This window comes from Chitinimonas viridis (assembly GCF_030409555.1).
Lineage (GTDB): Bacteria > Pseudomonadota > Gammaproteobacteria > Burkholderiales > Chitinimonadaceae > Chitinimonas > Chitinimonas viridis.
On sequence record NZ_JAUFPU010000004.1, the window covers coordinates 77,969 to 102,919 of the forward strand.

Genomic DNA, 24,951 nt, shown 5'->3' on the forward strand with positions numbered 1-24,951 from the left:
GCAGTACGCAAAAAGGAAGCACCATGACACAACTCCAAGAAAACACCCGTAGCCAGATCGAAGTCGAAGCCAAGGATCTGCCCCTGTACTGCCCCATGCCCGATATGGTGAAGTGGAATGCCCACCCGCGCGTGGTCATCCCCGTGGGCAACACCGGCGAAGCACTGTGCCCCTATTGCGGCACCAAGTATGTTCTCAAGGGCGGTCCCGTTGGCCACGGCCACTGAGCCTGGCAATGCCTGATCGCATTCTCGTAGTTGCGCCTGCCTGGGTGGGCGACAGCGTCATGGCCCAGCCGCTTTATCGGCGCCTGAAGCAGTACCAGCCCGACGCCCATCTCACCGTCATGGCGCCGGACTGGACCTTGCCACTGCTGGAACGCATGCCTGAGGTGGATGCCACCCTGCGCAACCCTTTCGGCCACGGCGCGCTCAAGCTGGGCGCCCGCTACCGCTTGGGGCGTAGCTTGCGGGGCCAGTTCGACCAGGCCATCTTGCTACCGAATTCACTCAAATCGGCACTGGTGCCCTGGTTTGCCCGCATTCCGCTGCGTACTGGCTTCATTGGTGAATCACGCTACGGCCTGCTCAACGATGCCCGCACCCTCAACCCCAAGGCCTTGCCGCAGATGGTGGAGCGCTTCGCTATCCTGGCTGAGCGCGTGCCCGGCAACCCCTTGCCACGCCCCATCCCGGCACCAAGGCTGACCATACAGCCCGCACAACAGCAGGCAGCCCTGAGCAGCCTGGGGCTGGATACCGAACGCCCCATCGTGGCTTTTTGCCCTGGCGCAGAGTACGGCCCGGCCAAACGCTGGCCAGCCCGTCATTTTGCTGAATTGGCCCGCCGCCTGGTTTCACAGGGTTACGCGGTCTGGCTGTTCGGCTCGGCCAAGGATCAGGCCGAAACCCAAGCCATCAGCCGGCTGGCTGGCATCCCGCTGGTAGACCTGGCGGGCCGCACGTCGCTGGCCCAGGCGATAGACCTGTTGTCGCTAGCCCATATGGTGGTAACCAATGATTCAGGCCTGATGCATGTGGCTGCTGCGCTGGAACGCCCCTTGGTGGCACTGTATGGCTCCAGCAGCCCCGAGTTCACCCCGCCGCTGAGCGACAGGGCCGAAATCGTCTCGCTGGACCTCGAGTGCAGCCCTTGCTTCGAACGCAATTGCCCGCTCAAGCATTTCGATTGCATGGAGCAGCTGGACAGCAATCTGGTCGAAGCCGCCATAGCACGCACTCTGACCAAGCCACCCGGCACGCCCGCCAGCCCCTATATACCCATCGCGTCCGTCTAGACCGTCACCCCAGGCCTGCATGCCATGCATGCAGGCCAACGTGGGCGGGGTAGCCAGACTGAACGTCCGGCTACCTCCCCTACTTACAGCGTCCAGGAGCCTTTCACGAACAACTCGTTCTGCTTGCGCTTGCCGCCATCATCGCGCGTATCCGCCAGGGTGGCACCCAGATAGACAGCCTTGCCCAGGCCTTGCTGATGGGTATACACCAGCGACCAGGTATTGCGCGTGTCATCGCGGTTCACCGCGCCCATATAGGCAATGGGATTACGCTCGACCTTGGCATGTTGCCAGATGAATCGTGCCGTATCTCGGGCAGTGAAGTGCCAGATCGAATTCCACTGATAGGCCAGTTCCGAGTAAGCCCTTTCCTTGGTGACAGGGCCGCCATCAACCCAAACCTTGTCCAGTGTCTGCTCTACCTCCAGCCGCTCATGCAGGCGCATGCGGGCGAATAGCGAGACATAACCCCCCTTGCCTACCCGGCTGTTCTCGTAATCAATCTGGTCCCCCAGTTGTACTGTGGCGGTCAGCCGGTTCAACAGCTTGGATGGCGCACCATCTGCGAACAGATGCACATAGTCACGCTTGAGCAACGGGCCTCCCGCCTCCAGCCGGGTTTGCTGGTTGGGTCGCCACTCCAGGTTGTAAAAGCTGTCGTACGGCCCCGCCAGGAACAAACCAGGACGCAGCGTGCTGAACACCTTCTGCCCCTCCCTGTCCTCTACATACTCCGTGTTCAAGTAAGGATTCGTTTCACGCCAGGCGCCGGCATGTTCGAACATCAGGTTCATCTCGCTATAAAAGCTACGCACTCCGGTCTGGGTGATGAAACCATTATCCGCACGGAAGTCACGCCCGATGTCGCGCACCTGAGCGTAGATATCCCAAACGGCAGTCCGCTTGCTGAAATCGGCGTAGAAGGAATGACCGTCGCGCTTCTCACCGCGCATCAGGGCATCCGCAGCCTGGTCGTACAAGGCTGTAGTCTGGCTGGCCAGCAGTTGTGTGCGCACGCGTGTCGTATCATCGACTTGCCAGGCCACGTCCCCACCCGCCACCCGGTTGTAGCCCCGGCCTTGCTCCAGGCTGCGATCGGTAAACAGCCCGCCCAACTGCGTACTGCCCAATCGCAAGCTGCCACGGGCAATGGTTGCCTGTGACTTGAAGCTTTGCTGGGCATAGCCATTACCGTATGCCCCCGGCACCACCACCAAGCCGCCACCATCATCACGGGTCGTCAGTACCGTCGCATCCGCAGACTCGCCACGCCAGGTGGCACGGCCACCCCAGGCCGGGTCGGTAATGGCCCGGCTATGGATGGCACGGGTAGGCCCTTGCAGCAGGTCGGCACCTTCCAGAAAGAATGGTCGCTTCTCCGGTAGAAAGACGGCAAAGCGGCTATTGCCCGCCAGCACCGGTGCATCCAGCTCCACCTGGGAGAAATCCGGATTCAGCGTCATATCCAGCACCCAGTCCGGCCGTGGCCGCAACTTGATATCCACAGCCAGATCCACCTCGTTCTTGTGCGTCTTGCTGCCATTGGCGTGGGTTTTCTCGGCCCGGCTGGCCAGTATCTGCGGTGTAATGCTCCAGTTCATGGCTTGCTGTGGCGGTGTCATGCCAGTCAATGGCATGCTGTAGCACAGGAAGCAATTGGTATCGCCGGGCGCCTCTCCGCTGGTCAGCCGATAGCGGTCACCGCGCGTCAGGCTACGCAGCAGCATGACCTTCCAATCCTTGCTGCCGCCGTTGTAAGCCAGTGCCGAAAAGGGTATCCGCAGCTCCGCCGTCCAACCGGTATCGGTGCGGCTGGCAGCAGCCTCGAAATCATAGTCGGGCGAAAAATCCTCGCCGCCCGTATCGGTAAACATACCGTCGCCAACAGCCCCTCGCGGATTCACCCGAAAGAACTGTGCGGCCTTGCCATCACCCGCCGGATCCAGATAGAAGACAAAGAAGTCCTGATCACCCAGCACCTTGTCTCGCCGACTGAAAGGCTCTCGGACCTCCTGCGGGTTAGGGTCTATCGCTTCCAACGCTACATAGAGGTACTGCTTGTCATAGGCAATCCGCATGGCCGTGGGCTGTTCGGCCGGGCGCTTGTCACGCGGTGTGTGCTCATAGAAGGTGTCGTAACGCTGGCTAGTCTGCCAGGCCGCATCATCGAGCTTACCGTCCAGCTTGATGCCTTGCTGTGCACCCAGTTGCAATGCGTTGATGGCCGCCTGGCCAGGTAGGGCAAACGCCAGGGCAAGGGCATAGGCGAGCTTGTGCATGGAACTCCCGAAATATTGTTTATACCGTTGGAAGCGCGACAATACCGATCACCTTGAAAAGCATCGCCGCCGAGGCGACAAAGCGCAATCGGCGGCGACAACCGGGCAATCCGGGCGACGGGCTGCAAGGCACTGGTGCACATTGCCGCCCCGACAGATCAGCTAATCAATCACGGAAGTTCTGGTACTGCAGCGGAAACTCCTCAATGGACTTGCGCACCAGCGCAATGGTGTCCTGCAGCAAGTCCCGCTTGGCGCCACTCACCCGCACGGCATCGCCCTGTATGCTGGCCTGTACCTTGATCTTGGAGTCCTTGATCACCCTGACGATCTTCTTGGCCAGTTCGGTCTCGATACCCACCTTTACGGTAATGACCTGCTTGACCTTGTTGCCACTGATTTTATCTATCTTGGCTTCGTCCAGGCAGCGCACATCCACATTGCGCTTGGCCAGCTTGGCCAAAAGAATTTCCTTGACCTGCTCCAGCTGGAAATCATTGTCGGCAAACACCGTCAGCGTCTTTTCAGCCTGATCGATGCGGGCATCCGAGCCCTTGAAGTCAAAGCGATTGCCGACTTCCTTGTTGGCCTGCTCCACGGCATTCTTCACTTCTACTTCGTTGACCTCAGACACAATGTCGAAAGACGGCATAATTCGCTCTCCATAAGACCGGCAGGCAGTATTCGCGCAAGCCCTGAATACTTGGCAAACCGGCGCTGGTTACCAATAAAAAACTGATTTTACCCGAGCACGCCATGAATACACCCGTCCAGCTTGATGATTTCACCCGCCAGACCGCCAGCCAGGTGGTCTACCAGATATTCCCGGAGCGCTTTGCCATAGGCAATGGCCTCAGCAGTGCCGACAAACTGGCCCAGGCAGCCTATGACATCCCCGGCGCAGTCAAGCGCGGCTGGGATGAATCCACGCTCAACCAGCCATGGGGGCAGCAGTTCTATGGCGGCGACCTCGATGGCATCACAGACAAGCTGGACTACCTGGCCGACCTGGGCGTTACCGGCGTCTACCTCACCCCCGTCTTCAGTGCCCCCAGCAATCACAAGTACGATGCGACCGACTTTTTCAGCATCGATCCCATGTTTGGTGGCGAATCCGCCCTGCAGCGCCTGATCACGGCATTGCATCAGCGCGGCATGAAGCTGACACTGGACGCTGTGCTCAACCATGTTTCCGACCAGCATCCCTGGTTCTTGGCCGCCCAGGCGGGCGACACAGAAAAGCGCGACTGGTTTACCTTCCGCGCTGACGGCAGCTACCTGTGCTGGCAGGACTACGGCCTGATGCCAGAGCTCAACCTGGCAAACCCGGCAGTGCGCGATGTGCTATATCGCCAACCCCGCAGCCTAGTACAGCACTGGCTGGGCCAGGGGGTAGACAACTGGCGTTTTGACGTGGCCCAGGATGTCGGTATTCCCGTTGCCAAGGAAATGGCTGCCTGCGTGGCAGAACGCTACCCGCAGGCCAGCCTGCTGGGCGAACTCAATGGTTACTCCGCCAGTTGGTTCCAGGCAGGCGGCGGCTTCCACGGCATGATGAATTATTGGTATCGCACCGCAATACTGGCATGGCTGGCCGGCGAGATCGACGCAACACAGATGAACCGTGCCGTCGCGGATGCCCGCGATGGCTACGGCCTGCAGGGATTGCTGTGCTCGTGGAACATGCTGTCCAGCCACGACACACCAAGGCTGATCACCACCGTTGGCAGCATAGAGAAAGCCCGCGTAGCTCTGTTGATGCAATTGACCCTGCCCGGCGTGCCCTTGGTCTATTACGGCGAGGAAATCGGCATGGAAGGAGGCGCCGACCCCGATTGCCGCCGCCCCATGCGCTGGGACGAGCGCGAGTGGAACCTTTCCCAGCGCGCCTGGGTCAAGCAGCTGATCAGCATACGCCAAGCCAATCCAGCCTTGCAGTATGGCGATGTCACCGTACTGGGCGATCGCCTGCCCGGCAATGCGCTAGTGTTCCTGCGCCATACCGAGGTACCAGGCCAGGCCGCTCTGGTGATCGTGAATCTGTCTGACCAGCCGTTAAAAACCAGACTGCTGCTGCCGTATTCGCACTGGTACGATGGTGTCCCATTGCGCGATGCGACAGGTCAGACCGCCGACACCCAGGTACAGGCTGCCAGCGTGCAACTCGACATCGCCCCGCATGGTAGTGCGATATATGAGGCCTTCGAGCCATACTCGAACTACACTTTCTTCAAGCCGCGCAATTGCGCTTGATACAATTGTCATAAATGGGCTGCCGGATACGGGTTTCCCGGTGCTTGGCAGTCACCATAAGAAATGGCGCCAAGCTGCCCCAATATGGCGAGGCCAGGCGAACAGAGGCAAAGATAGATGGCGGACACCACATCCCTATATAAACGCAAGGTCTACTTCCTGGCACAGACCTTCTTTATCAAGGACAACCAGGCAGAATTGCTGCTGTGCGCACACAAGTACGACTTCGACATCCAGTTCTTTGACCAGATGGCCGAGTTTGTCCGCACCGCCGTACAGGCAGATCCTGAAGACCTCTACGTGGTCGATCTGGACGTGCTCTACAACATGCAGCTGGACGACAACCGCACCATGTTCCTGGGCGACCTGCTTCGCCGCCTGCCGCAGCAGCATCACTATGTGTATTTGCAGACCGAGAAGCAGAGCGGCCGCTTTCTGCTGCAAAAGATGCTGGTAGACAACAACTGCCTCGCCTATGCCGAAAAACCCATCGCCAATGACGTACTGGTCGACAAGCTGTTCAACCTGTTTGCCCAGCGCAAACGTGATGAAACCAGCGTGGTGCTCTATCTGGGCGACCAGGTGCGCTTTGATACAGCCTTGCTGGCGACACAGCAGGTCAACCTGATACACCACCCCGATGTGCAGACCTTGCACCTGGTAGTGAAGCAGATGCAGCCTGACGTGGTGGTGATAGAAGATAGTCATTACCTGCGCACCGAGGTCATCGCCCGAGTGCTCAAGAAGAATATCGAAGTCGATCCCAGCCTCGAGATAGTACTGCTGCAGACCAGGCCCGATACAGCCCTGGCCCGCAAGGCGACGGACAGTGGTTTTGACCAGATACTGTCGCTTACCGACAGCGATGTCCTCACCCATCAGTTGCTCAATCGTATCAGTAAGATACGCACTGACAAGAACCTCATCAGCAAGGACCGGGCAACCGGCCTGCTCAACAAGATAGGCTTCAAGAAGCGGGCCCAGGATGTCATCCGCCGCGCCAGCCGCGACAAGGTGGCCCTTGCCCTGGCGGTCATCGACATCGACAAGTTCAAGACCATCAACGACACCTGGGGACACTACTTTGGCGACATCGTCATCAAGCGGCTATCGCTGGTAGTCGGTGCGCACATGCAGGAGAACGACCTGCTGAGTCGCTTTGGTGGCGAGGAGTTCGTCATGCTGCTGTGGGACTGCACCGTGCAGACCGCACGCGAGCGGGTAGACAAGATGCGCCTCGCCTTTGGTGACATCGCCTTTGAAGTCTCCCATATCGAAACCCGTCATTTCTCCTTTAGCGGCGGACTGGCGGCCTACCCTGCGCTCAAGACCGAGAACGAATTGTTTCTGTATGCCGACGAACAGCTGTACGAGGCCAAGCAAAGCGGACGGAATCGGATTTGTGGTTAAGCGCCGCTAACAAAACCTTTCTGGCGTTGTTGTGCGAGCTTGCCGTACCCACGTTCTGTCATCGCTCGCCTAGCCAGAACCGCCATGCTGGGTTTTGTTAGCCGCTCTAAGCACGGCTAAAGAGCCCTACCGCTGTTGTTGCGCAAGCCCCGTGATAACACCTCCCCCTCACATGGCGCGCGACGAATGGCCGCCCCAGCACGGTGCACACTGCTCAGGCTAAGGGTAGAATGCGCGCCAATTTGCCCCGACCCTCCGACAACGATATTCGGGCAATCAGCGGGTCTGCGCCCCTATAAGGTGCAGACCAGTCCATCTGTAGTGGAGATCCCATGCGTCAACTGATACTGGCCGCCCTGCTGGCCACCGCCGGCATGCCGGCATTTGCTGCAACGGCCAAGGCACCTGCCAAGCAAGCTGTACAACTGGAAGTCAAGGTGAGAGACCTGTCGCCACTGTTCCTGGATTTCTACAAGGTAGCCAGTGCGCCTGTCGTCCAGGCACCGGCCGCGCCCGCCACGCCTGCGGCTGATGGCAAACAGGCTGCTGTGCCGGCCGCACCCGCCGTACCTGTCGAGAGCGAGGGCGATCGTCGCTGGCGCCTGTTCAAGAAGATTTACAACGTGAGCGCGCACGAAGACGATGCGGCCACCCGCGCTGCGCTTGAAGCCGCCTGGCCTCGCTATGCTGCCGCGCTGCCGCAGATCAATGCTGGATTCGACGGCATCGCAGCTGAACCCGCCGAAGCCATCGACGCCCTGTCAGCCCAGTATTTTCTCGACAAGCCCTTTTCGGTACGCTGGATCACCTACGTCGGTGCTTTTGAAGGTCGCGTCTGGAGTCAGGAGGCCGATGGCATAGTCAACGTCAACCTGCCCCTGGAAGTGGACGCCAAGACCCGTGCCCTGCCCCTGCATCGCATCCTGTCCAAGGTCATGCAGGACAAGAACGCCCATTTCGGCAGCCAGCCCCGCAACCTGGCTGAGCTACTGATCTCCGAAGGCGTGCAGGCCCACGTACTGCGCAGTACCGTGCCTGGCCATAAGGTTGAGACCTACCTCAACCTGAACGCAGAACAACTGGCTCAGGCAAGCAGCAATCGCAAGGCAACCATCAGCACCATCATCACCAAGCTGGGCGATGGCTCGGCTGCCACCATGGGTAGCTACGCCGGCGAGCAGCTGGCCCAGACCCGCTACGTGGGCTGGCTGCTGGTCGATTACCTGGTGAAGAAGCAAAAGGCACGTTATGCCGACCTGATCCGCCAAAAACCCGCCGATCTGGTCAAGGCAAGTACCAAGGCACTGGCTGTTATCAACGCTGGCAAGTAAGCTGGTAGTGCCGCAACGCTGATCCGACAGACACGGTCTGCAATCCAAATTGCAGTCCGTGCCCATGCAAGCAGTTAACCGGCCTACCCACTCCAGCTTGATGGTGCCATGGCAGAAGATAGCGATCTAGAACGCACAGAAGACCCCAGTCCCCGACGGCTGGAAGACGCGCGCAACAAGGGCCAGGTCGCCCGCTCGCAGGAGCTCGTTACCTTCTCCGTACTGATGACCGGCGTGGTCGCCATGATCAGCCTGGGCGGCTCCATGCTGGAAGCCCTGAAACGCATCGTCAGCCGCAACCTGCAGTTTGATCGCGCCACCCTGGGCGATATGGATCAACTGCTGGCGCATTTTTCCCAGTCCGCCTTCGATGGACTGATGGCCATACTGCCCTTCATGGCCTCTACCGCTGTCGCCGCCATCCTCGCCTCCATCGTGCTGTCGGGCTGGCTGTTCACGTTTGAAGCCCTTACGCCCAAGTTCGACAAGCTCAACCCCATGACGGGCATAGGCCGCATCTTCTCGGTGCGCAGCCTGGTAGAGATGGTCAAGGCCGTACTCAAATCCTCGCTGATCGGCGGTGTGGCCATACTCACCATCTGGTCAGAGAAGGAAGAAGTCATCCAGTTGATCGCCATGCCGCCGTTCGAGAGCCTGGCCTATCTCTACCAGATCGTGAAATTCACCTTGCTGGTGGTGGTGGGCTCCATGGCGCTAATCGTGCTCATCGACGTGCCCTTCCAGCTGTGGGAATACAAGCGCAACCTGCGCATGACCAAGGAAGAGGTCAAGCAGGAACACAAGGAGTCGGAGGGCGATCCGCAGGTCAAGGCCAAGATACGCCAGCTGCAGATGCAGGCTGCCCGCCAGCGCATGATGGCCGAGATACCCAAGGCCAATGTGATCGTCACCAACCCCACTCACTATGCCGTGGCCCTGCAGTACGACGAAAAGAAGATGAAAGCCCCGCGCGTGGTTGCCAAGGGCTCCTTCCTGCTGGCGGAACGCATTATCGAGATAGGTCGCGACAGCAAGGTACCCATACTGCGGACCCCACCGCTGGCACGTGCGCTCTATCACCATGCAGACCTGGGCGAGGACATTCCCACCCCGCTCTACACTGCGGTGGCCGAGGTGCTAGCCTATATCATGCAGCTCAATCACTTCAAGCGACATGGTGGTCACGAGCCCGAGCTGGCGAAAGAGCTGCCGGTACCGACCGAGCTGGACCCCGGCGGCGAAGCCTGATCTGAGCACGGGCATCACTGCCACAATGCCGGCACGACAGCTACGGCATCCCATTCCCATAGCGCGCACCGAAGGCGTGCTGATGCGCCGGTGTGCTGGGTTTTTACGCACTCAACTCACGCCAACTGCATTCCCTGCGTGACAAATACAAAAAAATGAGATAATTCAAAGAAGAAGCGCAGTTTCTGAAACTGCTTTATCAAGATTCAAAGGCGACGGTAGTACAAACCCATGTTTGCACGGCTTAATTTATCCTCGCTGGCCGGACCCATCATCGTCCTGATGGTGCTGACGCTATTCATCCTGCCGCTACCGCCGCTCCTGCTTGATCTCTTCTTCACCTTCAATATCGCGGTGGCCATCATCGTGCTGATGGTGGCCATCAACACCAAGGAACCACTGGACTTCTCGGCTTTCCCCGTCGTCCTCTTGATGACCACGCTGTTGCGGCTTGCCCTGAACGTCGCCTCCACACGCGTTATCCTGACTGCTGGTCATGGCGGTGAAGCGGCAGCAGGCAAGGTGATCGAGGCATTTGGTCATTTCCTTATCGGCGGCAATATCGCAGTCGGTATCGTCGTGTTCGTCATCCTTACCATCATCAACTTCGTGGTGATCACCAAGGGTGCCGGCCGCATCGCAGAAGTGAGCGCCCGCTTCACACTGGACGCCATGCCAGGCAAGCAGATGGCCATCGACGCCGATCTCAACGCGGGCCTGATAGGTGAGGATGAAGCCCGGCGCCGCCGCAAGACCATCTCCCAGGAAGCCGACTTCTTCGGCTCCATGGACGGTGCCTCCAAGTTTGTGCGGGGAGACGCCGTTGCCGGCATCCTGATTATCGTCATCAACCTGGTGGCTGGAATTATCGTGGGCATGCTGTCGCACGACATGCCCTTCGCCTTGGCCGGCAAGACCTATACCCTGCTTTCCATCGGCGATGGCCTGGTGGCCCAGATTCCCGCCCTGATCATTTCGACCGCCGCCGGCCTGGTGGTATCACGCGTCGGTGATGACAAGGATCTGTCCGAGCAGTTGCTGGGCCAGCTGTTCTCCAAGCCCACCACACTCTATGTCACTGCCGGCGTCATCGGCCTGTTCGGCCTGATACCCAATATGCCTCACCTTGCCTTCCTGCTGATGGCAGCAGGCCTGGCTGGACTGGCCTACTACATGGAGCAACGCGCCAAGGTCAAATCCGAAGAAGTGCCGCAGGAGGTCCAGGCCGCCGCACAAGAGGCCCAGCGTGCACAGGAGCAGCAAGCGCAGGAAGTGGGCTGGCATGACGTCTCGGCGGTCGACCCTGTCGGCCTGGAAGTCGGCTACCGCATCATTCCGCTGGTCGATCGCAACCAGGATGGCGAGTTGCTGCGCCGCATACGCGGCATACGCAAGAAGATCGCACAGGATCTCGGCTTCCTGGTTCCGCCCATCCATATCCGCGACAATCTTGAACTCAAGCCCAATGCCTATCGCATCCAGCTGAAAGGCGTCGATGTTGGCAATGGCGAGGCCTACCTGGGGCAGTTCCTGGCCATCAACCCTGGTCGGGTACTTGGCCCTCTACCCGGCACCCCCACCACCGACCCCACTTTTGGCCTGCCCGCCATCTGGGTCGACGCCCACCTTAAGGAGCAGGCCCAGTCACTGGGCTACACCGTTGTGGATGCCAGCACCGTGGTGGCGACCCATATTTCCAACCTGCTGCAAAGCCACGCCTCCGAGCTGCTCGGGCGCGAGGAAGTCCAGCAATTACTGGACCATACCGCCAAGGAATCGCCCAAACTGGTGGAAGACCTGGTACCCAAGGTGGTACCACTCAACATCCTGCAGAAAGTGCTGCAGAACCTGTTGGACGAAAGCATGCATATCCGCGATATGCGCACCATTCTGGAAGTGCTGGGCGAGCATGTCACCAAGACCATGGACGTGGACGAACTGACCTCGGCCGTCAGGGTAGGCCTGGGTCGCGCCATCGTGCACCAGCTATTCCCTGGCGAAAACGAACTGCAAGTCATTGCGCTGGATCCTGGCCTGGAGCAGGTCTTGCTGCAGGCCAGCCAAGGTCGCGGCGGCGGGCTGGAACCCGGCCTCGCCGAGACGCTGCTACAACAGGCCAGCCAGTTGACCGAGCAGATGGAAAACCAGGGGCTCAACAGCGTGCTGATCACGCCCGCCCAGTTGCGGCCATTGCTCAGCCGCTTTCTGCGCCGCTCGATTCCGCAGTTCCGGGTATTGGCGCACAGCGAGATACCCGACAACAAAACCATACGCATCATAGGCGTACTGGGCGGCCGTGCAGCGGCTGCCTGACATAAGCAGGTGGAGTGTGAACCGGAAGCCCGGTAATGCACCATAAGAAAGAATCGACCAGCAAAGGACAGGATCATGGTCGTCAAGAAATTCCAAGGGGCCAGCACCCGAGAAGTACTGAAACAGGTACGTGATGAGCTGGGGCCAGACGCACTGATATTGTCGAACCGGCAATTGCCGGACGGGCATATCGAGATCATGGCCGTCTCTGACACTGAGGTAGCCAGCTTGGGTAGCAGCAGCCTGGCCGCCAAGCCAGCGCCACGCGCCACGCTGACGCCACCCAAGGCACCAGCAGCAGCAAACCGCGCCGTGCAACGCACCTACGCCTTGCCGCCCGAACTGGACGACGATGACGAGGAGCCCACGCTGGCCGACATCCGGCCACCGGCACGCCCCGCCCCTACCACACCGACCATGATGGCCATGCCGCGCCTGGGCGGCGACGTCTTGCCGGATGACCACCCCGCCGTGGTCAGCCCGACCAGCTTTACCCCGCGCTATCGCTATGAGCCGCCCGAGCAGGATCAACCGCAAGGCCACAGGGTGGAGCCTACCCTGGCGCCGGCCGAGGCCGAGGCTGCGCCAGCTACAGCGCCCGTTCATGCCCCGCCTCCTGCCCCGCCCGCCATCACCCGCGAGCCAGTGCACCCCGTGCCGGATATGAGTGAGCACGGCAAAAAGATAGAGAACATCAGCCATGAGGTTGAAGACATTTCCAGCGAGATCAAGATGTTGCGCAGCCTGCTGGAAGGACAGTTGGCCGGTCTCGCCTGGAACGAACTCAAACGCCATGCGCCTGAACGGCTGGAGGTGCTGCGCCGCTTGCTGAGTGTGGGCTTCAGCCCTGCCCTCAGCCGCCAGATCGTTGAGCATATGCCCAGCGGCTACAGCACCGAGCGCGGCATGAAATGGGCACGCACCGCCTTGCAACATAATCTGCCCACCGTCGGCCCAGGGGCCGATATCGTCGAGGCAGGCGGTGTGTATGCCCTGGTGGGCCCTACCGGCGTAGGCAAGACCACCACCGTCGCCAAGCTGGCTGCGCGGGCCACACTCAAGCACGGTGCGGCCAAGGTCGCCCTGATCACGACCGATGGCTACCGGATAGGCGCGCAGGACCAGTTACGCATCTATGGCAAGATATTGGGTGTGCCCGTCTACGCCGTAACCGATGAAACCGACCTGGCGCAGACGCTGGCAGACCTGCGCAACCGCCACCTTGTCTTGATTGATACAGTCGGCATGGGCCAGCGCGACCAGCGCGTGGTCGAGCAGATCGCCCTGCTGGCCGGCCAGACCACCCCGGTAAAGCGTTTGCTTCTGCTCAGCGCCAATGCCCAGGGCACCACCCTGGACGATGTGGTACGGCGCTACCATGGAGAAGGCCTGTCTGGCTGCATCTTTACCAAGACCGACGAAGCCTTTTCGCTAGGCAGCGGCCTGGATGTCATCGTGCGCTACAAGCTGCCGCTGTACTACATCACCAATGGCCAACGGGTGCCTGAAGACCTGCACGTGGCCAGTGGGCTGTACCTGGTCGACCGGGTGTTTAAGACGCCGCCCGAAGCCCCGGCTTATCGGCTCAAGAATGAGGAATACCCGCTGTTTCTGGGGGCGCAGCAACCGTCGCTGGATTTTTCCTGGCGAGAAGCCGCCGCCTGATGTGCCATGGATAGGCTCAACAATATCGTTACCACGGTGGCAGCCGACCAGGCAGCTAGCTTGCGCAAGCTGGTCGGCGGGCCAGGCGGCCGGGCAGTGGCCCTTACCGGTGGCAGCGGCACCGGTGTGACCACGCTGGCGCTCAACCTGGCAGCCGCGATATCGGCACAGGATATGCGCGTCCTGCTGCTGGATGAGGACGACAGCCGGCACAACGCCATCAACCGTCTGCAACTGCGCCAGCGCTATGCCTTCGAGCACGCCGCTGGGCGCGAGGTCCGGCTGGATGAACTGCTGCTTTCCGCTCCCGGTTTTGAGCTGATGCCCATCAAGCTGTCCGCCCCCCTGGCAGGCCACCTGCCCCCTGGCCGCGCCAACCAACTAGCCGACGAGTACGACTCCCTGGTCGCCCGCATAGACTGGGTGCTGGTTGATGCCCGCCCGGTTGCCGACGACAACGCCCCTGGCCTGGCTTTGTCGGCGGATGAGGTCATTGTCGTCATCACCCCCTCGGGAGAGTCGATCACGGCGGCCTATGCTGCCATCAAGCGCTTGCATACCGAGTATGGCCGCCGTGATTTCCGCCTGCTGGCCAACCGGGTACGTACGCTGGACACCGCCATGGCCCTGTTCAAGCGGGTCAAGGAAGTCGCTGGCCGCTATCTGGATGTGAAGATGAAGCTGGTCGGCTTTGTCCCCGAGGACGAGCAACTGGCTCGTGCAGACAAGCTGGGCCAACCGGTAGCCCATGCCTTCCCACAAAGCGAAGCGAGCATCGCCTTCGCCCAGCTAGCTGCCGCCATGCGGCGCTGGCCCCGCAAACCGGGTAGTGCCGACAGGGAGAACCTGCTCTACCGCGCACTGGATGTCAGCCGCCGGCTGAGCAGCCTGCGCTAGCGCAACCGCCATCTCCTCCTCTGGCAAGCATGTCGCCGGCCATGTTGGTATATCGGCATGTGCCACCAGTGTTCAAGCCCCATCATCAAGTACCTCAATGACTTGCGCATGGCCCGCCACACCTCGCCCACCAAGCCGGTTGCCAGCCTCCCAGGCTTGTCGTAAGTTTCGTCCCAAAGGCACCCGTGCCAGCAAAGCCAGCACTGGGCCTAAAGCCCATGAGGTGCCAGCCGGCTGCTCCATATAATTCAACAAAGCGCATGTCAGCTGTTAATCTTGGATTGCCACATTGGCAAACCGGCCAGCGTGGCGCATAAAGAAGCCATACCCTCCCACCTGATGTCGAGCATGCCCACGTCCCGCGCCATAGGTGCATATCAGAAACACGCCACCGATCCGGTGGAAGAGCGCGTCAACAACTTTGCCCCGCTGGTCAAAAAACTGGCCTACCACCTGGTTGCCAGGCTGCCAGCCAGCGTGGAAGTGGATGACCTGATACAGGCCGGACTGATCGGCCTGATGGATGCTGCCCGTAACTTCGACCCAACCGCGGGGGTGTTGTTCGAAACCTATGCCACCCAGCGCATACGCGGTGCCATGCTGGACGAACTGCGCGAGGCCGACTGGCTGCCAAGGCAGCTACGCCGCTCCATGCGCGATATCGAGGCGGCGCTGGTCAAGCTGGAGCACAAGCTTGGACGTGCCGCCAATGAGTCCGAAGTGGCGGATGCCATGAACCTGCCCCTGGCAGACTACCAGGAGCTGCTGGCCGATTGCCGGGGCCATCAGTTGATCTATTACGACGACCATGACAGCGAAGACGACAGCCGCAGCGCGCTGGACTCCATGGCGGCAGACCACAAGTCCGACCCGCTGAATGAGATAGATGACAACGCCTTCCGGCAGGTACTGATCGATGGCATAGCCAACCTGCCGGAGCGGGAGAAAATGGTCATGGCTCTCTACTATGAGCAGGAGCTGAACCTCAAGGAAATTGGCGCCGTACTGAATGTCTCCGAATCCCGCGTCTGCCAGTTGCACAGTCAGGCCGTCGCCCGTTTGCGGGTCAAGCTGCGCGATTGGACACAGAAGTAACCATGGCGTCACCAAGCAAGGCGCAATCTGCTATAAACGGCAGCAAACCAGATCACACAGAGATTACCCGTTCACATGGATAGACTGAGCATAATCGGTATCCTCCTCGGCATTGCGGCCATCGTTGGCGGACAGGTGCTGGAGGGCGGCCAGATTTCTTCGCTGCTGCAGGTCACCGCCCTGTTGATCGTCATGGGTGGCACCATGGGTGCGGTACTACTGCAAAGCAACGCCGCCAGCTTTATCGGTGGCGTCAAGATGCTGCGCTGGGTCGTGGCACCGCCGCTGGTGGAACTGGAACCCTGGGTCAAATCCATGGTGTCCTGGAGTAACACCGCCCGCCGAGGCGGCCTGCTGGCGCTGGAAACCCCCTTGATGAACGAGAAGGATCCCTTCATCAAGCGTGCCCTGCAAATGCTGGTCGACGGTGCAGAACCCGAGGCCATACGGCATACCATGGAACTGGAAATCACCGCCTACGAGGAAAAGCACCGCGCTGCTGCCAAGATCTGGGAATCGGCTGGCGGCTATGCCCCCACCATAGGCATTCTGGGCGCCGTCATGGGCCTGATCCATGTCATGGAGAACCTGACCGACCCCGCCAAGCTGGGTTCGGGTATCGCGGTTGCCTTTGTCGCCACCATATACGGCGTAGGTTCAGCCAACCTGTTCTTCCTGCCCATAGGCAACAAGCTCAAGCAGGTGATCGCCAGCGAGGTCAAGCGACGCGAACTGGTCACCGAAGGCCTGGTTGCCATCGCCCATGGCGAGAACCCGCGCATTATCGAGAGCAAGCTGCGCGGCTTCCTGGTCTAAGCCGTGTGGCGGCCATGCCTCCCGCCCCTCCGTAAGGCCCAGCTCGCCAGCCTGGCGGGCGCGCCCATGCCTGCCAACCGCACCCCTGGCCCTGGCTGGCTGGGCACACGGCTGACTGCGTCATGATTGCCCTGTTGCGCCTGCTCTGGCGCGTACTGGCCATATTGGATTTCGTCCTATATACCCCCGTACTGCTGCTGTTGGCACAACTGCCGCATGGTGTTATCCGGCGCATCTATCCACCGTTCTTCCATGCCTGGTGCCGCGCCTTTGTCCGCGCCCTGGGGGTGGAGCTGCGTTTGCACCAGCATTACCGTGGTCAACTACCCAAGCACTATGTGCTGATTGCCAACCATCCCTCCGCCTTCGAGGATATCGGCATCCCCGCCCTGTTTCCGGTCCGTTCGCTGGCCAAGGCCGAAGTCGCCGATTGGTGGATAGTAGGCCGGGTCGCTGTCGCAGCAGGAACCCTGTTCGTCAAACGGGAATCGTCCGATTCGCGCAAGGCTGCTACCCAAGCCCTGATCGATGCCGCCCGCAGCGGTAGCTGCCTGGCGCTCTATCCCGAAGGCGGCTGCAAGGGCAGGCGCTTGGGTGGGCGTTTTTTCAGCGGCGCCTTCATCGCCAGCTTCGAGAGCGGCACCCCCATCGTGCCGGTGTTCCTGCACTACCAGGCCCAAGAAGCATTCGAGTGGGCTGACCAGCACCTTTTGTCGAAACTCTGGCAAATCGCCAGGTCACCCAATCCCCGGGCCGACTACCATGTATTTGAGCCCATAGACCCCCGCAACTTCGACACACCAGAGAGCATGAAGGACCATGCCTATCGGCTCTACCAAGGCTGGCAGAAGCGCTTTCTGGAATAACTGTCCCTGACATGCCCATAGCCCTCGCCCTACACGGCGGCGCCGGCACCATACGCGCCGCCGACCTGACACCTGAGTTGGAAGCCGAGCTGATGGCCGGCCTCAGCGCCGCGCTGGATAGCGGCCTCAGCATCCTGCACGCGGGTGGCGCCGCCCTGGATGCCGTACAGGCTACCGTCACCGTCCTCGAAGACCATCCGCTGTTCAACGCTGGCCGTGGCGCTGTGTTCAATGACCAGGGTTTTATCGAGATGGAAGCCGCCATCATGGACGGCGCACTTCGCACGGCTGGCAGCGTCACCGGCGTCAGGCGCACCCGCAATCCGGTACAACTGGCTCGCCTGGTCATGGCCCATACCCCCCATGTCACACTGGGCTTCGAGGCTGCTGATGCCTTCGCAGCAAAGATGGGCCTGCCCCAGGCCGCCCCTGAGTACTTCCACACCAGCAAGCGCTGGGATGCCCTGCAGTCCGAGCTGGCCAGGCTCAGGGCAGGTGGTAGCGATGCCGACGTAAGCGAGCAGGTGAAGCACGGAACAGTAGGCGCCGTAGCGCTGGATGCGGCTGGCCACTTGGCTGCAGCCACTTCTACCGGTGGCCGCACCGCTAAGATGGCAGGCCGTATAGGCGATACCCCGGTCATCGGCGCCGGCACCTGGGCGGACGACCTGGTCGCAGTATCGGGCACCGGCCACGGCGAGAGCTTCATACGCTGCTGTGCCGCCCACGAGGTCGCCAGCCGGATGCGCTACATGGGTCAACCGCTGAGCGATGCCTGTGATGAAGTGGTGTATGGCCAGTTGCTGGAGCTGGGTGGCAGTGGTGGCCTGATCGCGGTGGATTGGGAAGGCCATGTGACCCTGCCCTTCAACTGCGAAGGTATGTATCGCGCCGCCGTGGATGCCAACGGCGAGCGCATGGTGGCCATCTACCGTTAATTTCAACCCCTAGCCAAGCCATGCGGACTGCCAGCTTGTTGCGGGAATGGCATGTCTGGTCCCGGGGCTGATGGGCTATACATCGCCGTTTCGGGCCAACTTAAACTGCTGATGCTGTGGCGCTTGCTGGGTCTTGGCCGCATTGCCACCTGGCCTGCAGGTGTACATGGCAAGCCAAAGAGTGTGAATAGGGCGCACTGTGCATCCGCATTCCTCCGTCATCAAATCCACCACGCTATAATCGCCCTCGATTCCCTTGCAGGCTGCATCCATGCTGTTCCAACGTCGCCCCAAGAACGCCCCCAACCCCGCCAAGCGTGATGGTACGCCCTTGCCGCCCCAGATCACGGCTGTATTGCGTGAGAGCTGGTGGTTGGCGGCGGTGGTAGCCGGCATCTACCTAGTCATCATCCTGGCCAGCTACAGCCCGGCCGACCCTGGCTGGTCGCATGCGGCCAGCGATGCGGTGGTGCGCAACAAGGGCGGCGCCTTCGGCGCCTGGCTGGCCGACGTTTTGCTCTATCTGTTCGGTTTCTCCGCCTGGTGGTGGGTGGTGTTCTGCCTGGCCGCCATCCTGTGGGGCTATCGCCGGCTGGAGAAGGTGGAACACAACCACCGCCTGGCCTTTGTTGCCATCAGCGGCTACCTGCTGCTCATCCTCTCCAGTTGCAGCCTGGAGGCCTTGCGCCTCAATACCTGGCAGATCGACCTGCCCTATGTACCCGGCGGCATGCTGGGCCTGGCCCTGGGTGGCTGGTTGTTCCACGCACTGGGTTTCAGCGGTGCCACGCTGATACTGCTCACCTGCTTTGGCATAGGGGTGTCCCTGTTTGCCGGCGTTTCCTGGCTGGATCTGATGGAGAAGCTGGGCGGTTGGATAGAAACCGCAGGGCTACGCCTGTTCAATTTCTGGCAGGCCCGGCAGGATCGCAAGATAGGCGAGGAAGCTGCCATCGCCCGGGAAGCACGCGTCACCGTCGAGAAGCAGCGTTTCGAAGATGCACCAGCCCTGCGGATTGAAGAACCACTGCTGGAGATTGCACCCTCCAAGGCCGTGTTGAAGGAAATCGAACAGGAACAGAAGGCCCAGGAGAAGGCCAAGCAGGCCGAGGCCCAGCCTTCACTGTTCAGCAAGGACGAACTCCCGCCCTGGGATGAAGCCACAACGGCCCCAGCTGGCGTCAAGCAGAAGACTGTCAGCAAGAAGACCCCTGCCCTGGTAAGCAGCAATCGCGCCGAGCTACCCAGCATTACCCTGCTGTCGCCACCACCACCTACCCAGGAAGTCGTCAGCCACGAGACCATCGAGTACACCTCGCGCCTGATCGAACGCAAGCTGGCCGAATTCGGCGTCGAAGTCAAAGTGGTGGCCGCCTATCCCGGCCCCGTGATCACGCGCTACGAGATCGAACCGGCGGTGGGGGTCAAGGGCTCGCAGATCGTCAATCTGATCAAGGACCTAGCACGCGCCCTGTCGCTGGTCAGCATACGGGTGGTCGAAACCATACCGGGCAAGACCTATATGGGCCTGGAACTGCCCAACCCCAAGCGCCAGATTGTGCGGCTGTCCGAAATACTCGGCTCGCAGCCCTATCACGATTCGTCCTCGCTGCTCAGCATGGCCATGGGCAAGGATATCTCGGGCAAGCCGGTGGTCACCGACCTGGCCAAGGCGCCACACATGCTGGTGGCCGGCACGACCGGCTCGGGTAAGTCGGTGGCCATGAACGCCATCATCCTGTCCTTCCTCTACAAGGCCACGCCAGAGGAAGTACGCCTGATCATGGTTGACCCAAAAATGCTGGAACTGAGCATCTACGAGGGTATCCCCCACCTGCTGGCCCCGGTGGTGACCGATATGAAGCACGCTGCCAACGCGCTCAACTGGTGCGTGGCCGAGATGGAAAAGCGCTATCGCCTGATGAGCGCTATGGGTGTACGTAACCTGGCGGGCTTCAACCAGAAGATCAAGGAGGCCGAAAAGCGCGGCGAAAAGCTGACCAACCCCTTCAGCCTGACCCCGGACAGCCCGGAGCCCTTGGAGCCGCTGCCGTTGATCGTTGTACTGATAGACGAGTTGGCTGACCTGATGATGGTGGCCGGCAAGCAGGTTGAACAGTTGATTGCCCGCCTGGCACAAAAGGCACGGGCTGCCGGCGTACACCTGATACTGGCTACCCAGCGCCCCTCGGTGGATGTCATCACCGGCCTGATCAAGGCCAACATTCCCACCCGCTGCGCCTTCCAGGTATCCAGCAAGATAGACAGCCGCACCATCCTGGATCAGATGGGTGCAGAAAGCCTGCTGGGCCAGGGTGACGGCCTGTTCCTGCCGCCCGGTACCGGCTACCCGCAGCGCATACATGGCGCCTTCGTGGCCGACGAGGAAGTCCACGCCGTAGTGGAGTTCCTCAAATCCCAGGGCGAGCCTAACTATATCGAAGGCATCCTGACCGGCCAGGTCGAGGGCGCAGAAGGTGGCACAGGGGAGTTCAGCCTGGGCGGTGGCGAGGGCGGAGAAGGCGACGATATGTATGACCAGGCCGTGGCCTTCGTGCTCAAAAGCCGCAAGGCCTCCATTTCGTCGGTACAGCGGCAACTGCGCATAGGCTACAACCGGGCAGCACGGCTGATAGAACAGATGGAGCAGGCGGGGCTGGTCAGCCCCATGGAAACCAACGGCAACCGCACCGTTTTGGTGCCTGCGCGGGAAGACTAAGAGCGGCTAACAAAACCCAGCGTAGCGGTTCTGGCTAGGCGTGCGAGCGCTGGCGCGCGAAGCAGACAGTACGTGGGTACGGCAAGTTCGCACAACAACGCCAGAAGGGTTTTGTCAGCCGCTCTAAGCAGGATCATCCCCTAGATGGGGGATAATCCTTGCTGCATTCTATCCGGCATAACTGCAGACCATGCCGCGCAGGCTGCCAAACATCTCTGCAGCATCGCCGGCTTTACGCCACTGCATTACCTTGGGCACATGGCGAGGCAATACTCGCCAGAACAGTGTTAAACGCCCACGGAGCAAGCCTTATGAATCTTCCCAACGAGAACACAACAACGATGAAAGACTCGATGCGCGAGATTTGGCAACTGACTGTCAAACTATGGTGGCAGTTCTTCGATTGGCTCGCCGTCGTTCCCAAGAAGACCCTGGCACTCAGCATGCTGATGGTGCTGATCATCTGCAACATGCTGTTCAACGACGCTGAAGCACTGATACCCATCTTCGCGATCTTGATCCTGATACGGGTTCTGGCAGGCGGCAAGCGGCGTGCCGAGTTGACGGCCGATGCCGCCAACAAGCGGGCAGACACCGAGCAACTGGAGCGCAACCTGCTGGAAGCACGGATGGAAGCCCTGCAGGCACAGATCGAGCCGCATTTCCTGTTCAATACCCTGGCCAGCATAGACCAGTTGATCCAGACCGATCCGCCGCGCGCCTCACGCATGCAGCAATCATTGATACGTTATCTGCGCTACGCCATGCCGCAGATGCGCGAAGGTAGCCGGCCTAACCTGGGCCAGCAGACAGCACTGTCCAGCGCCTTCCTGGAAATCATGGCCATCCGTATGGAAGGCCGCCTGCAACCCGAGGTACTGGTGCCTGATGGCCTCAAGTCGGCGGTGTTCCCCTCCATGATGCTGCAGACCCTGGTTGAAAATGCCATCAAGCATGGCCTGGAACCCAAGGCCGAAGGCGGGCGGCTGGAGATCAAGGCGGAGATTCGCGATGGCCTGCTGGAAGTCAGCGTCACCGATTCCGGCCTGGGCTTCGCCCCCAAGGGCGCAGGTGGTGTCGGGCTGGCCAATATCCGGGAGCGCCTCAAGGTGCTGTACGGCAACAAGGCCGAACTGGTGATACTGGTACCACTGGACGGCGGCACCCGCGCCACCATCCGCGTGCCTTACGAGGTAGCGCCACAACAGGTTGCACCGGTACGCAGCGAAGGCAGCTGAACCCACTCGCCAGCGTGTGGCAAATCCATCGCCAGCGCTGACATACCCACCCCCAACAGGTCGGCAATCATGTCGGCCTGTGCTATTTTTCACGCCATCTGCCTTCCAGAACAAAGCCAGGACAAGAGGAAACCCACGTGAGCCACAAAGCCGCCCCGACCGCCGTGATCGCCGATGACGAAAGGCTGATGCGCGAACAGATCGTCTCCCGCCTCAAGGAGGCCTGGCCTGAACTGGTCATCGTCGGCGAAGCCACCAATGGGCTGGAAGCCGTAGCCATGGCGCGCGCGCAAGAGCCTGATATCGTCTTTCTGGATATCCGCATGCCGGAACTGGACGGTATCGGTGCCGCCCGCGCCTTGCTGGGGCAATGTCATGTGGTGTTTGTCACCGCTTACGATCAGTACGCTATCACGGCCTTCGAGCAAGGTGCAGTGGACTACCTGCTAAAGCCAGCAGACCCAGAGCGCCTCAAGCTCACCTGCCAGCGACTGCAGGAACGCCTGGCCAAGAATGAGGAAGAGCCCAACGATATGGACGTGCTGCTGGACCAGCTATCCCGTCGCCTGGGCGGCGAAGGCAAGTCGCGTGACTATTTGCGCTGGATACAGGCCAGCGTAGGCAGCAGCATACGGATGATCAGCACCCGCGAGATCCTGTTCTTCCGGGCCGAGGACAAATACACCCGGGTGCAGACTGAGGGCTTCGAGGCATTGATACGCAAACCCATCAAGGAGCTGGCCGACGAGTTGGACCCCGATGAGTTCTGGCAGATACACCGTGCCATCCTGGTGCGGGTAGACGCCATCGACCAGGTCAGCCGCGATTTTCGTGGCCAGCAGATTGTGCAGATGAAGGGCAATAACGAAAAACTGGAAGTCAGCCGTAGCTTCAACAATCTGTTCAAGCAGATGTAGCCGGCAGCCCTTGGGCAATCATGCTGCCCCGGGGCCACTTTTTTATCAGTTAGCCCGCTTGCGCTGATAGGCCGCCAAGCCTGCCAGCGCCTGCTTGCGTATTGCCCCTTGCACCGGTGGCAGCCAACCCAGCAAGACCCCCTTGCCCCCCAGCGCCATGCGCGACCAGCGCCATAGATCAAAGACATCGCGGTGCCGCACGATCAGGCCATCCCTGAACTCGAAGCTGGCCCGGATATCGTTCACCACCATGCGGCCTGTCTGACTGAACTCATAGCGGGCAATCCAGTGAGCGCTGCCGCCATGGTCATCGGCCACCACCTCATCGAACTGCAGTGAAAACTGCTTGGCACGGCTGCAAAGCATGCGCCACATATCGCCTGCTTCATGCCCCCGCAGGCCGATGAATACCGGGTCGTCGAATACCACATCCGGGTGATAGCAAGCAGCCATGGCCTCGGCATCCTGTTGCTGAAAAGCCTGGTAAAAGCGTTGTATCAGTGCGGCATGGGGGTGCATGGGCTGGCTCCGTTGGGTGGTAGGCATGCCTGCATGATGGACTGTCCTGACACGAAAAGACAATGGCGATAAAGCCAATAAATATGTCATTATCGCCAAATGTCTACCAACCCCACGCTAAGCATAGTCCTGCCTCTCTGCTCTCAGGTTGCCGCCGGCAGCCTGCTGCCCGCAGAGGATTGCTTTCTGCTGGCCAACAAACTGGCGCAAGCGCCCTTGTTTCATCTGCGTCGAGTAACCGTGGACGGGCAGCCCCTGCAGCTCGCTGGCCTGACCATCAACAATCCGGCCGGTCCATCAGCTTTGGCCAGTGCCGACCTGGTGCTGATTCCCGGCCTGGGCCAGCAGCCTGACCTGACGGAACCCCAGCTGGCCAGCATGGCTACCCTGCTGCAAGCTGGCCGGGACGGCCCCACCAAGCTTGCCAGCCTTTGCAGCGGTGCCTTTCTGCTGGCGGCCACGGGCAGGCTGGATGGCCGCCGTGCCACCACCCACTGGGCCCTGGCAAGCCGCTTCAGGCAAGCCTATCCCCGGGTTAAGCTCGACATCAGCGCCCTGCATACCGAAGATGGCGGGCTGTATTGCTCGGGCGGCGCCCATGCCGGACTGGATCTGTGCCTGCACCTGATCGCCGGGCATACCGGCCCTGCGCTGGCGCGGCAGGTTGCCAACGCCCTGGTCATAGACTGGCCCCGCCAGTCGCAAGCCGCCTATAGCGGCCTGCAGCTGGACACCCGCCATGGCGACACCGCCGTGGCCAAGGTGCAGGCCTGGCTGCACCGGCACTACGCCCAGGCCATCAGGCTCGAAGACCTGGCAGCCGAAGCCCATCTCAGCCCCCGTACCCTGCTGCGCCGCTTCAAGCAGGCTACCGGCGAAACACCCATAGGCTATCTGCAGCAACTGCGTATCGATGCCGCCAAGCGACTGCTGGAAACCAGCAGCCTAAACGTGGATCAGATCATGGCCGCCGTGGGCTACGAGGACAGAGCCAGCTTTGGCCAATTGTTCAAGACGCTTGCCGCCTGCAGCCCGCAACAATACCGCTTGCGGGTCCGCCCCGGCTGATGCAGTCGCGGCCTGGCCTAGTGCTTGGCCAAGCGGCAAACCGCGACCTTGGCTGCATGCAGGCTAAGCCTATTGCCGCATC

General features: G+C 60.8%; 20 protein-coding genes. 17 read left to right on the top strand and 3 right to left on the bottom strand.

What is annotated here, in order from left to right; all coding sequences use genetic code 11:
- Positions 1–23 precede the first annotated feature (23 nt).
- Both QWZ03_RS04450 and waaF read left to right on the top strand, forming a co-directional pair.
- The gene (locus tag QWZ03_RS04450) at positions 24–227 is read left to right on the top strand and encodes a zinc-finger domain-containing protein (protein ID WP_290331641.1); all 204 of its coding nucleotides are present in this window, start codon (positions 24–26) and stop codon (positions 225–227) included.
- 8 nt (positions 228–235) lie between these two features.
- Positions 236–1,297, top strand: coding sequence for a lipopolysaccharide heptosyltransferase II (gene waaF, locus QWZ03_RS04455; protein WP_290331642.1), 1,062 nt, complete (start codon positions 236–238; stop codon positions 1,295–1,297).
- Between the two features lie 83 nt (positions 1,298–1,380).
- Here the strand turns inward: waaF and QWZ03_RS04460 are convergent, their stop codons facing one another.
- Positions 1,381–3,576, bottom strand: coding sequence for a carbohydrate binding family 9 domain-containing protein (locus QWZ03_RS04460; protein ID WP_290331643.1), 2,196 nt, complete (start codon positions 3,574–3,576; stop codon positions 1,381–1,383).
- Positions 3,577–3,742: 166 nt separating this feature from the next.
- Positions 3,743–4,228, bottom strand: a complete 486-nt coding sequence (locus QWZ03_RS04465) for a YajQ family cyclic di-GMP-binding protein (RefSeq protein ID WP_284197386.1) — start codon at positions 4,226–4,228, stop codon at positions 3,743–3,745.
- A gap of 104 nt (positions 4,229–4,332) precedes the next feature.
- Here QWZ03_RS04465 and QWZ03_RS04470 point away from each other — a divergent pair, with 104 nt between their 5' ends.
- The 14 genes from QWZ03_RS04470 (at position 4,333) to QWZ03_RS04535 (ending at position 23,282) form a co-directional block, all read left to right on the top strand.
- Entirely contained in the window at positions 4,333–5,829 is a 1,497-nt protein-coding gene (locus tag QWZ03_RS04470; protein ID WP_290331644.1) for a glycoside hydrolase family 13 protein, read from the top strand.
- 117 nt (positions 5,830–5,946) lie between these two features.
- The gene (locus QWZ03_RS04475; protein WP_290331645.1) at positions 5,947–7,239 is read left to right on the top strand and encodes a GGDEF domain-containing protein; all 1,293 of its coding nucleotides are present in this window, start codon (positions 5,947–5,949) and stop codon (positions 7,237–7,239) included.
- A 332-nt stretch (positions 7,240–7,571) separates the two neighbouring features.
- A complete protein-coding gene (locus QWZ03_RS04480) occupies positions 7,572–8,570 on the top strand; it encodes a hypothetical protein (RefSeq protein WP_290331646.1) in 999 nt (332 codons plus the stop codon).
- 108 nt (positions 8,571–8,678) lie between these two features.
- Positions 8,679–9,818 (top strand): flagellar biosynthesis protein FlhB, encoded by a 1,140-nt coding sequence (flhB, locus tag QWZ03_RS04485; RefSeq protein WP_290331647.1) that lies wholly within the window; start codon positions 8,679–8,681, stop codon positions 9,816–9,818.
- Between the two features lie 231 nt (positions 9,819–10,049).
- Entirely contained in the window at positions 10,050–12,131 is a 2,082-nt protein-coding gene (gene flhA / locus QWZ03_RS04490) for a flagellar biosynthesis protein FlhA (RefSeq protein WP_290331648.1), read from the top strand.
- A gap of 75 nt (positions 12,132–12,206) precedes the next feature.
- Entirely contained in the window at positions 12,207–13,796 is a 1,590-nt protein-coding gene (flhF, locus tag QWZ03_RS04495; protein ID WP_290331649.1) for a flagellar biosynthesis GTPase FlhF, read from the top strand.
- Positions 13,797–13,802: 6 nt separating this feature from the next.
- Positions 13,803–14,693, top strand: a complete 891-nt coding sequence (locus QWZ03_RS04500; RefSeq protein WP_290331650.1) for a MinD/ParA family ATP-binding protein — start codon at positions 13,803–13,805, stop codon at positions 14,691–14,693.
- Between the two features lie 348 nt (positions 14,694–15,041).
- Complete coding sequence (locus tag QWZ03_RS04505) at positions 15,042–15,788, top strand: RNA polymerase sigma factor FliA (protein WP_284197394.1); 747 nt, start codon at positions 15,042–15,044, stop codon at positions 15,786–15,788.
- A 75-nt stretch (positions 15,789–15,863) separates the two neighbouring features.
- Positions 15,864–16,604 carry a flagellar motor protein gene (locus QWZ03_RS04510; RefSeq protein WP_290331651.1) on the top strand — a complete coding sequence of 247 codons (741 nt, stop codon included), beginning with the start codon at positions 15,864–15,866 and terminating at the stop codon, positions 16,602–16,604.
- A 122-nt stretch (positions 16,605–16,726) separates the two neighbouring features.
- Positions 16,727–17,470: a lysophospholipid acyltransferase family protein gene (locus tag QWZ03_RS04515; RefSeq protein WP_290331653.1), complete on the top strand. Its 744-nt coding sequence runs from the start codon at positions 16,727–16,729 to the stop codon at positions 17,468–17,470.
- A gap of 11 nt (positions 17,471–17,481) precedes the next feature.
- Positions 17,482–18,408 (top strand): isoaspartyl peptidase/L-asparaginase family protein, encoded by a 927-nt coding sequence (locus tag QWZ03_RS04520; protein ID WP_290331654.1) that lies wholly within the window; start codon positions 17,482–17,484, stop codon positions 18,406–18,408.
- 271 nt (positions 18,409–18,679) lie between these two features.
- Entirely contained in the window at positions 18,680–21,127 is a 2,448-nt protein-coding gene (locus QWZ03_RS04525; protein ID WP_290331655.1) for a DNA translocase FtsK, read from the top strand.
- A 311-nt stretch (positions 21,128–21,438) separates the two neighbouring features.
- Positions 21,439–22,365: a sensor histidine kinase gene (locus QWZ03_RS04530; protein WP_290331656.1), complete on the top strand. Its 927-nt coding sequence runs from the start codon at positions 21,439–21,441 to the stop codon at positions 22,363–22,365.
- Positions 22,366–22,502: 137 nt separating this feature from the next.
- Complete coding sequence (locus QWZ03_RS04535) at positions 22,503–23,282, top strand: LytR/AlgR family response regulator transcription factor (RefSeq protein WP_290331657.1); 780 nt, start codon at positions 22,503–22,505, stop codon at positions 23,280–23,282.
- A 45-nt stretch (positions 23,283–23,327) separates the two neighbouring features.
- On the opposite strand, the gene QWZ03_RS04540 is transcribed toward QWZ03_RS04535, so the two are convergent.
- Positions 23,328–23,801 carry a nuclear transport factor 2 family protein gene (locus QWZ03_RS04540; protein ID WP_290331658.1) on the bottom strand — a complete coding sequence of 158 codons (474 nt, stop codon included), beginning with the start codon at positions 23,799–23,801 and terminating at the stop codon, positions 23,328–23,330.
- A gap of 99 nt (positions 23,802–23,900) precedes the next feature.
- Here QWZ03_RS04540 and QWZ03_RS04545 point away from each other — a divergent pair, with 99 nt between their 5' ends.
- The gene (locus QWZ03_RS04545) at positions 23,901–24,869 is read left to right on the top strand and encodes a GlxA family transcriptional regulator (protein ID WP_290331659.1); all 969 of its coding nucleotides are present in this window, start codon (positions 23,901–23,903) and stop codon (positions 24,867–24,869) included.
- Positions 24,870–24,951 lie beyond the last annotated feature (82 nt).

What these genes read in the sequence shown, in the direction of transcription:
- QWZ03_RS04520 (WP_290331654.1), top strand. Translation starts at nt 17,482, where the DNA reads ATGCCCATAGCCCTCGCCCTACACGGCGGCGCCGGCACCATACGCGCC.
- QWZ03_RS04500 (WP_290331650.1), top strand. Translation starts at nt 13,803, where the DNA reads ATGGATAGGCTCAACAATATCGTTACCACGGTGGCAGCCGACCAGGCA.
- QWZ03_RS04525 (WP_290331655.1), top strand. Translation starts at nt 18,680, where the DNA reads ATGCTGTTCCAACGTCGCCCCAAGAACGCCCCCAACCCCGCCAAGCGT.
- QWZ03_RS04450 (WP_290331641.1), top strand. Translation starts at nt 24, where the DNA reads ATGACACAACTCCAAGAAAACACCCGTAGCCAGATCGAAGTCGAAGCC.
- waaF (WP_290331642.1), top strand. Translation starts at nt 236, where the DNA reads ATGCCTGATCGCATTCTCGTAGTTGCGCCTGCCTGGGTGGGCGACAGC.
- QWZ03_RS04475 (WP_290331645.1), top strand. Translation starts at nt 5,947, where the DNA reads ATGGCGGACACCACATCCCTATATAAACGCAAGGTCTACTTCCTGGCA.
- flhF (WP_290331649.1), top strand. Translation starts at nt 12,207, where the DNA reads ATGGTCGTCAAGAAATTCCAAGGGGCCAGCACCCGAGAAGTACTGAAA.
- QWZ03_RS04545 (WP_290331659.1), top strand. Translation starts at nt 23,901, where the DNA reads ATGTCTACCAACCCCACGCTAAGCATAGTCCTGCCTCTCTGCTCTCAG.
- QWZ03_RS04515 (WP_290331653.1), top strand. Translation starts at nt 16,727, where the DNA reads ATGATTGCCCTGTTGCGCCTGCTCTGGCGCGTACTGGCCATATTGGAT.
- QWZ03_RS04540 (WP_290331658.1), bottom strand. Translation starts at nt 23,801, where the DNA reads ATGCACCCCCATGCCGCACTGATACAACGCTTTTACCAGGCTTTTCAG.
- QWZ03_RS04510 (WP_290331651.1), top strand. Translation starts at nt 15,864, where the DNA reads ATGGATAGACTGAGCATAATCGGTATCCTCCTCGGCATTGCGGCCATC.
- flhA (WP_290331648.1), top strand. Translation starts at nt 10,050, where the DNA reads ATGTTTGCACGGCTTAATTTATCCTCGCTGGCCGGACCCATCATCGTC.
- QWZ03_RS04465 (WP_284197386.1), bottom strand. Translation starts at nt 4,228, where the DNA reads ATGCCGTCTTTCGACATTGTGTCTGAGGTCAACGAAGTAGAAGTGAAG.
- QWZ03_RS04480 (WP_290331646.1), top strand. Translation starts at nt 7,572, where the DNA reads ATGCGTCAACTGATACTGGCCGCCCTGCTGGCCACCGCCGGCATGCCG.
- QWZ03_RS04530 (WP_290331656.1), top strand. Translation starts at nt 21,439, where the DNA reads ATGAATCTTCCCAACGAGAACACAACAACGATGAAAGACTCGATGCGC.
- QWZ03_RS04470 (WP_290331644.1), top strand. Translation starts at nt 4,333, where the DNA reads ATGAATACACCCGTCCAGCTTGATGATTTCACCCGCCAGACCGCCAGC.
- QWZ03_RS04460 (WP_290331643.1), bottom strand. Translation starts at nt 3,576, where the DNA reads ATGCACAAGCTCGCCTATGCCCTTGCCCTGGCGTTTGCCCTACCTGGC.
- flhB (WP_290331647.1), top strand. Translation starts at nt 8,679, where the DNA reads ATGGCAGAAGATAGCGATCTAGAACGCACAGAAGACCCCAGTCCCCGA.
- QWZ03_RS04505 (WP_284197394.1), top strand. Translation starts at nt 15,042, where the DNA reads ATGCCCACGTCCCGCGCCATAGGTGCATATCAGAAACACGCCACCGAT.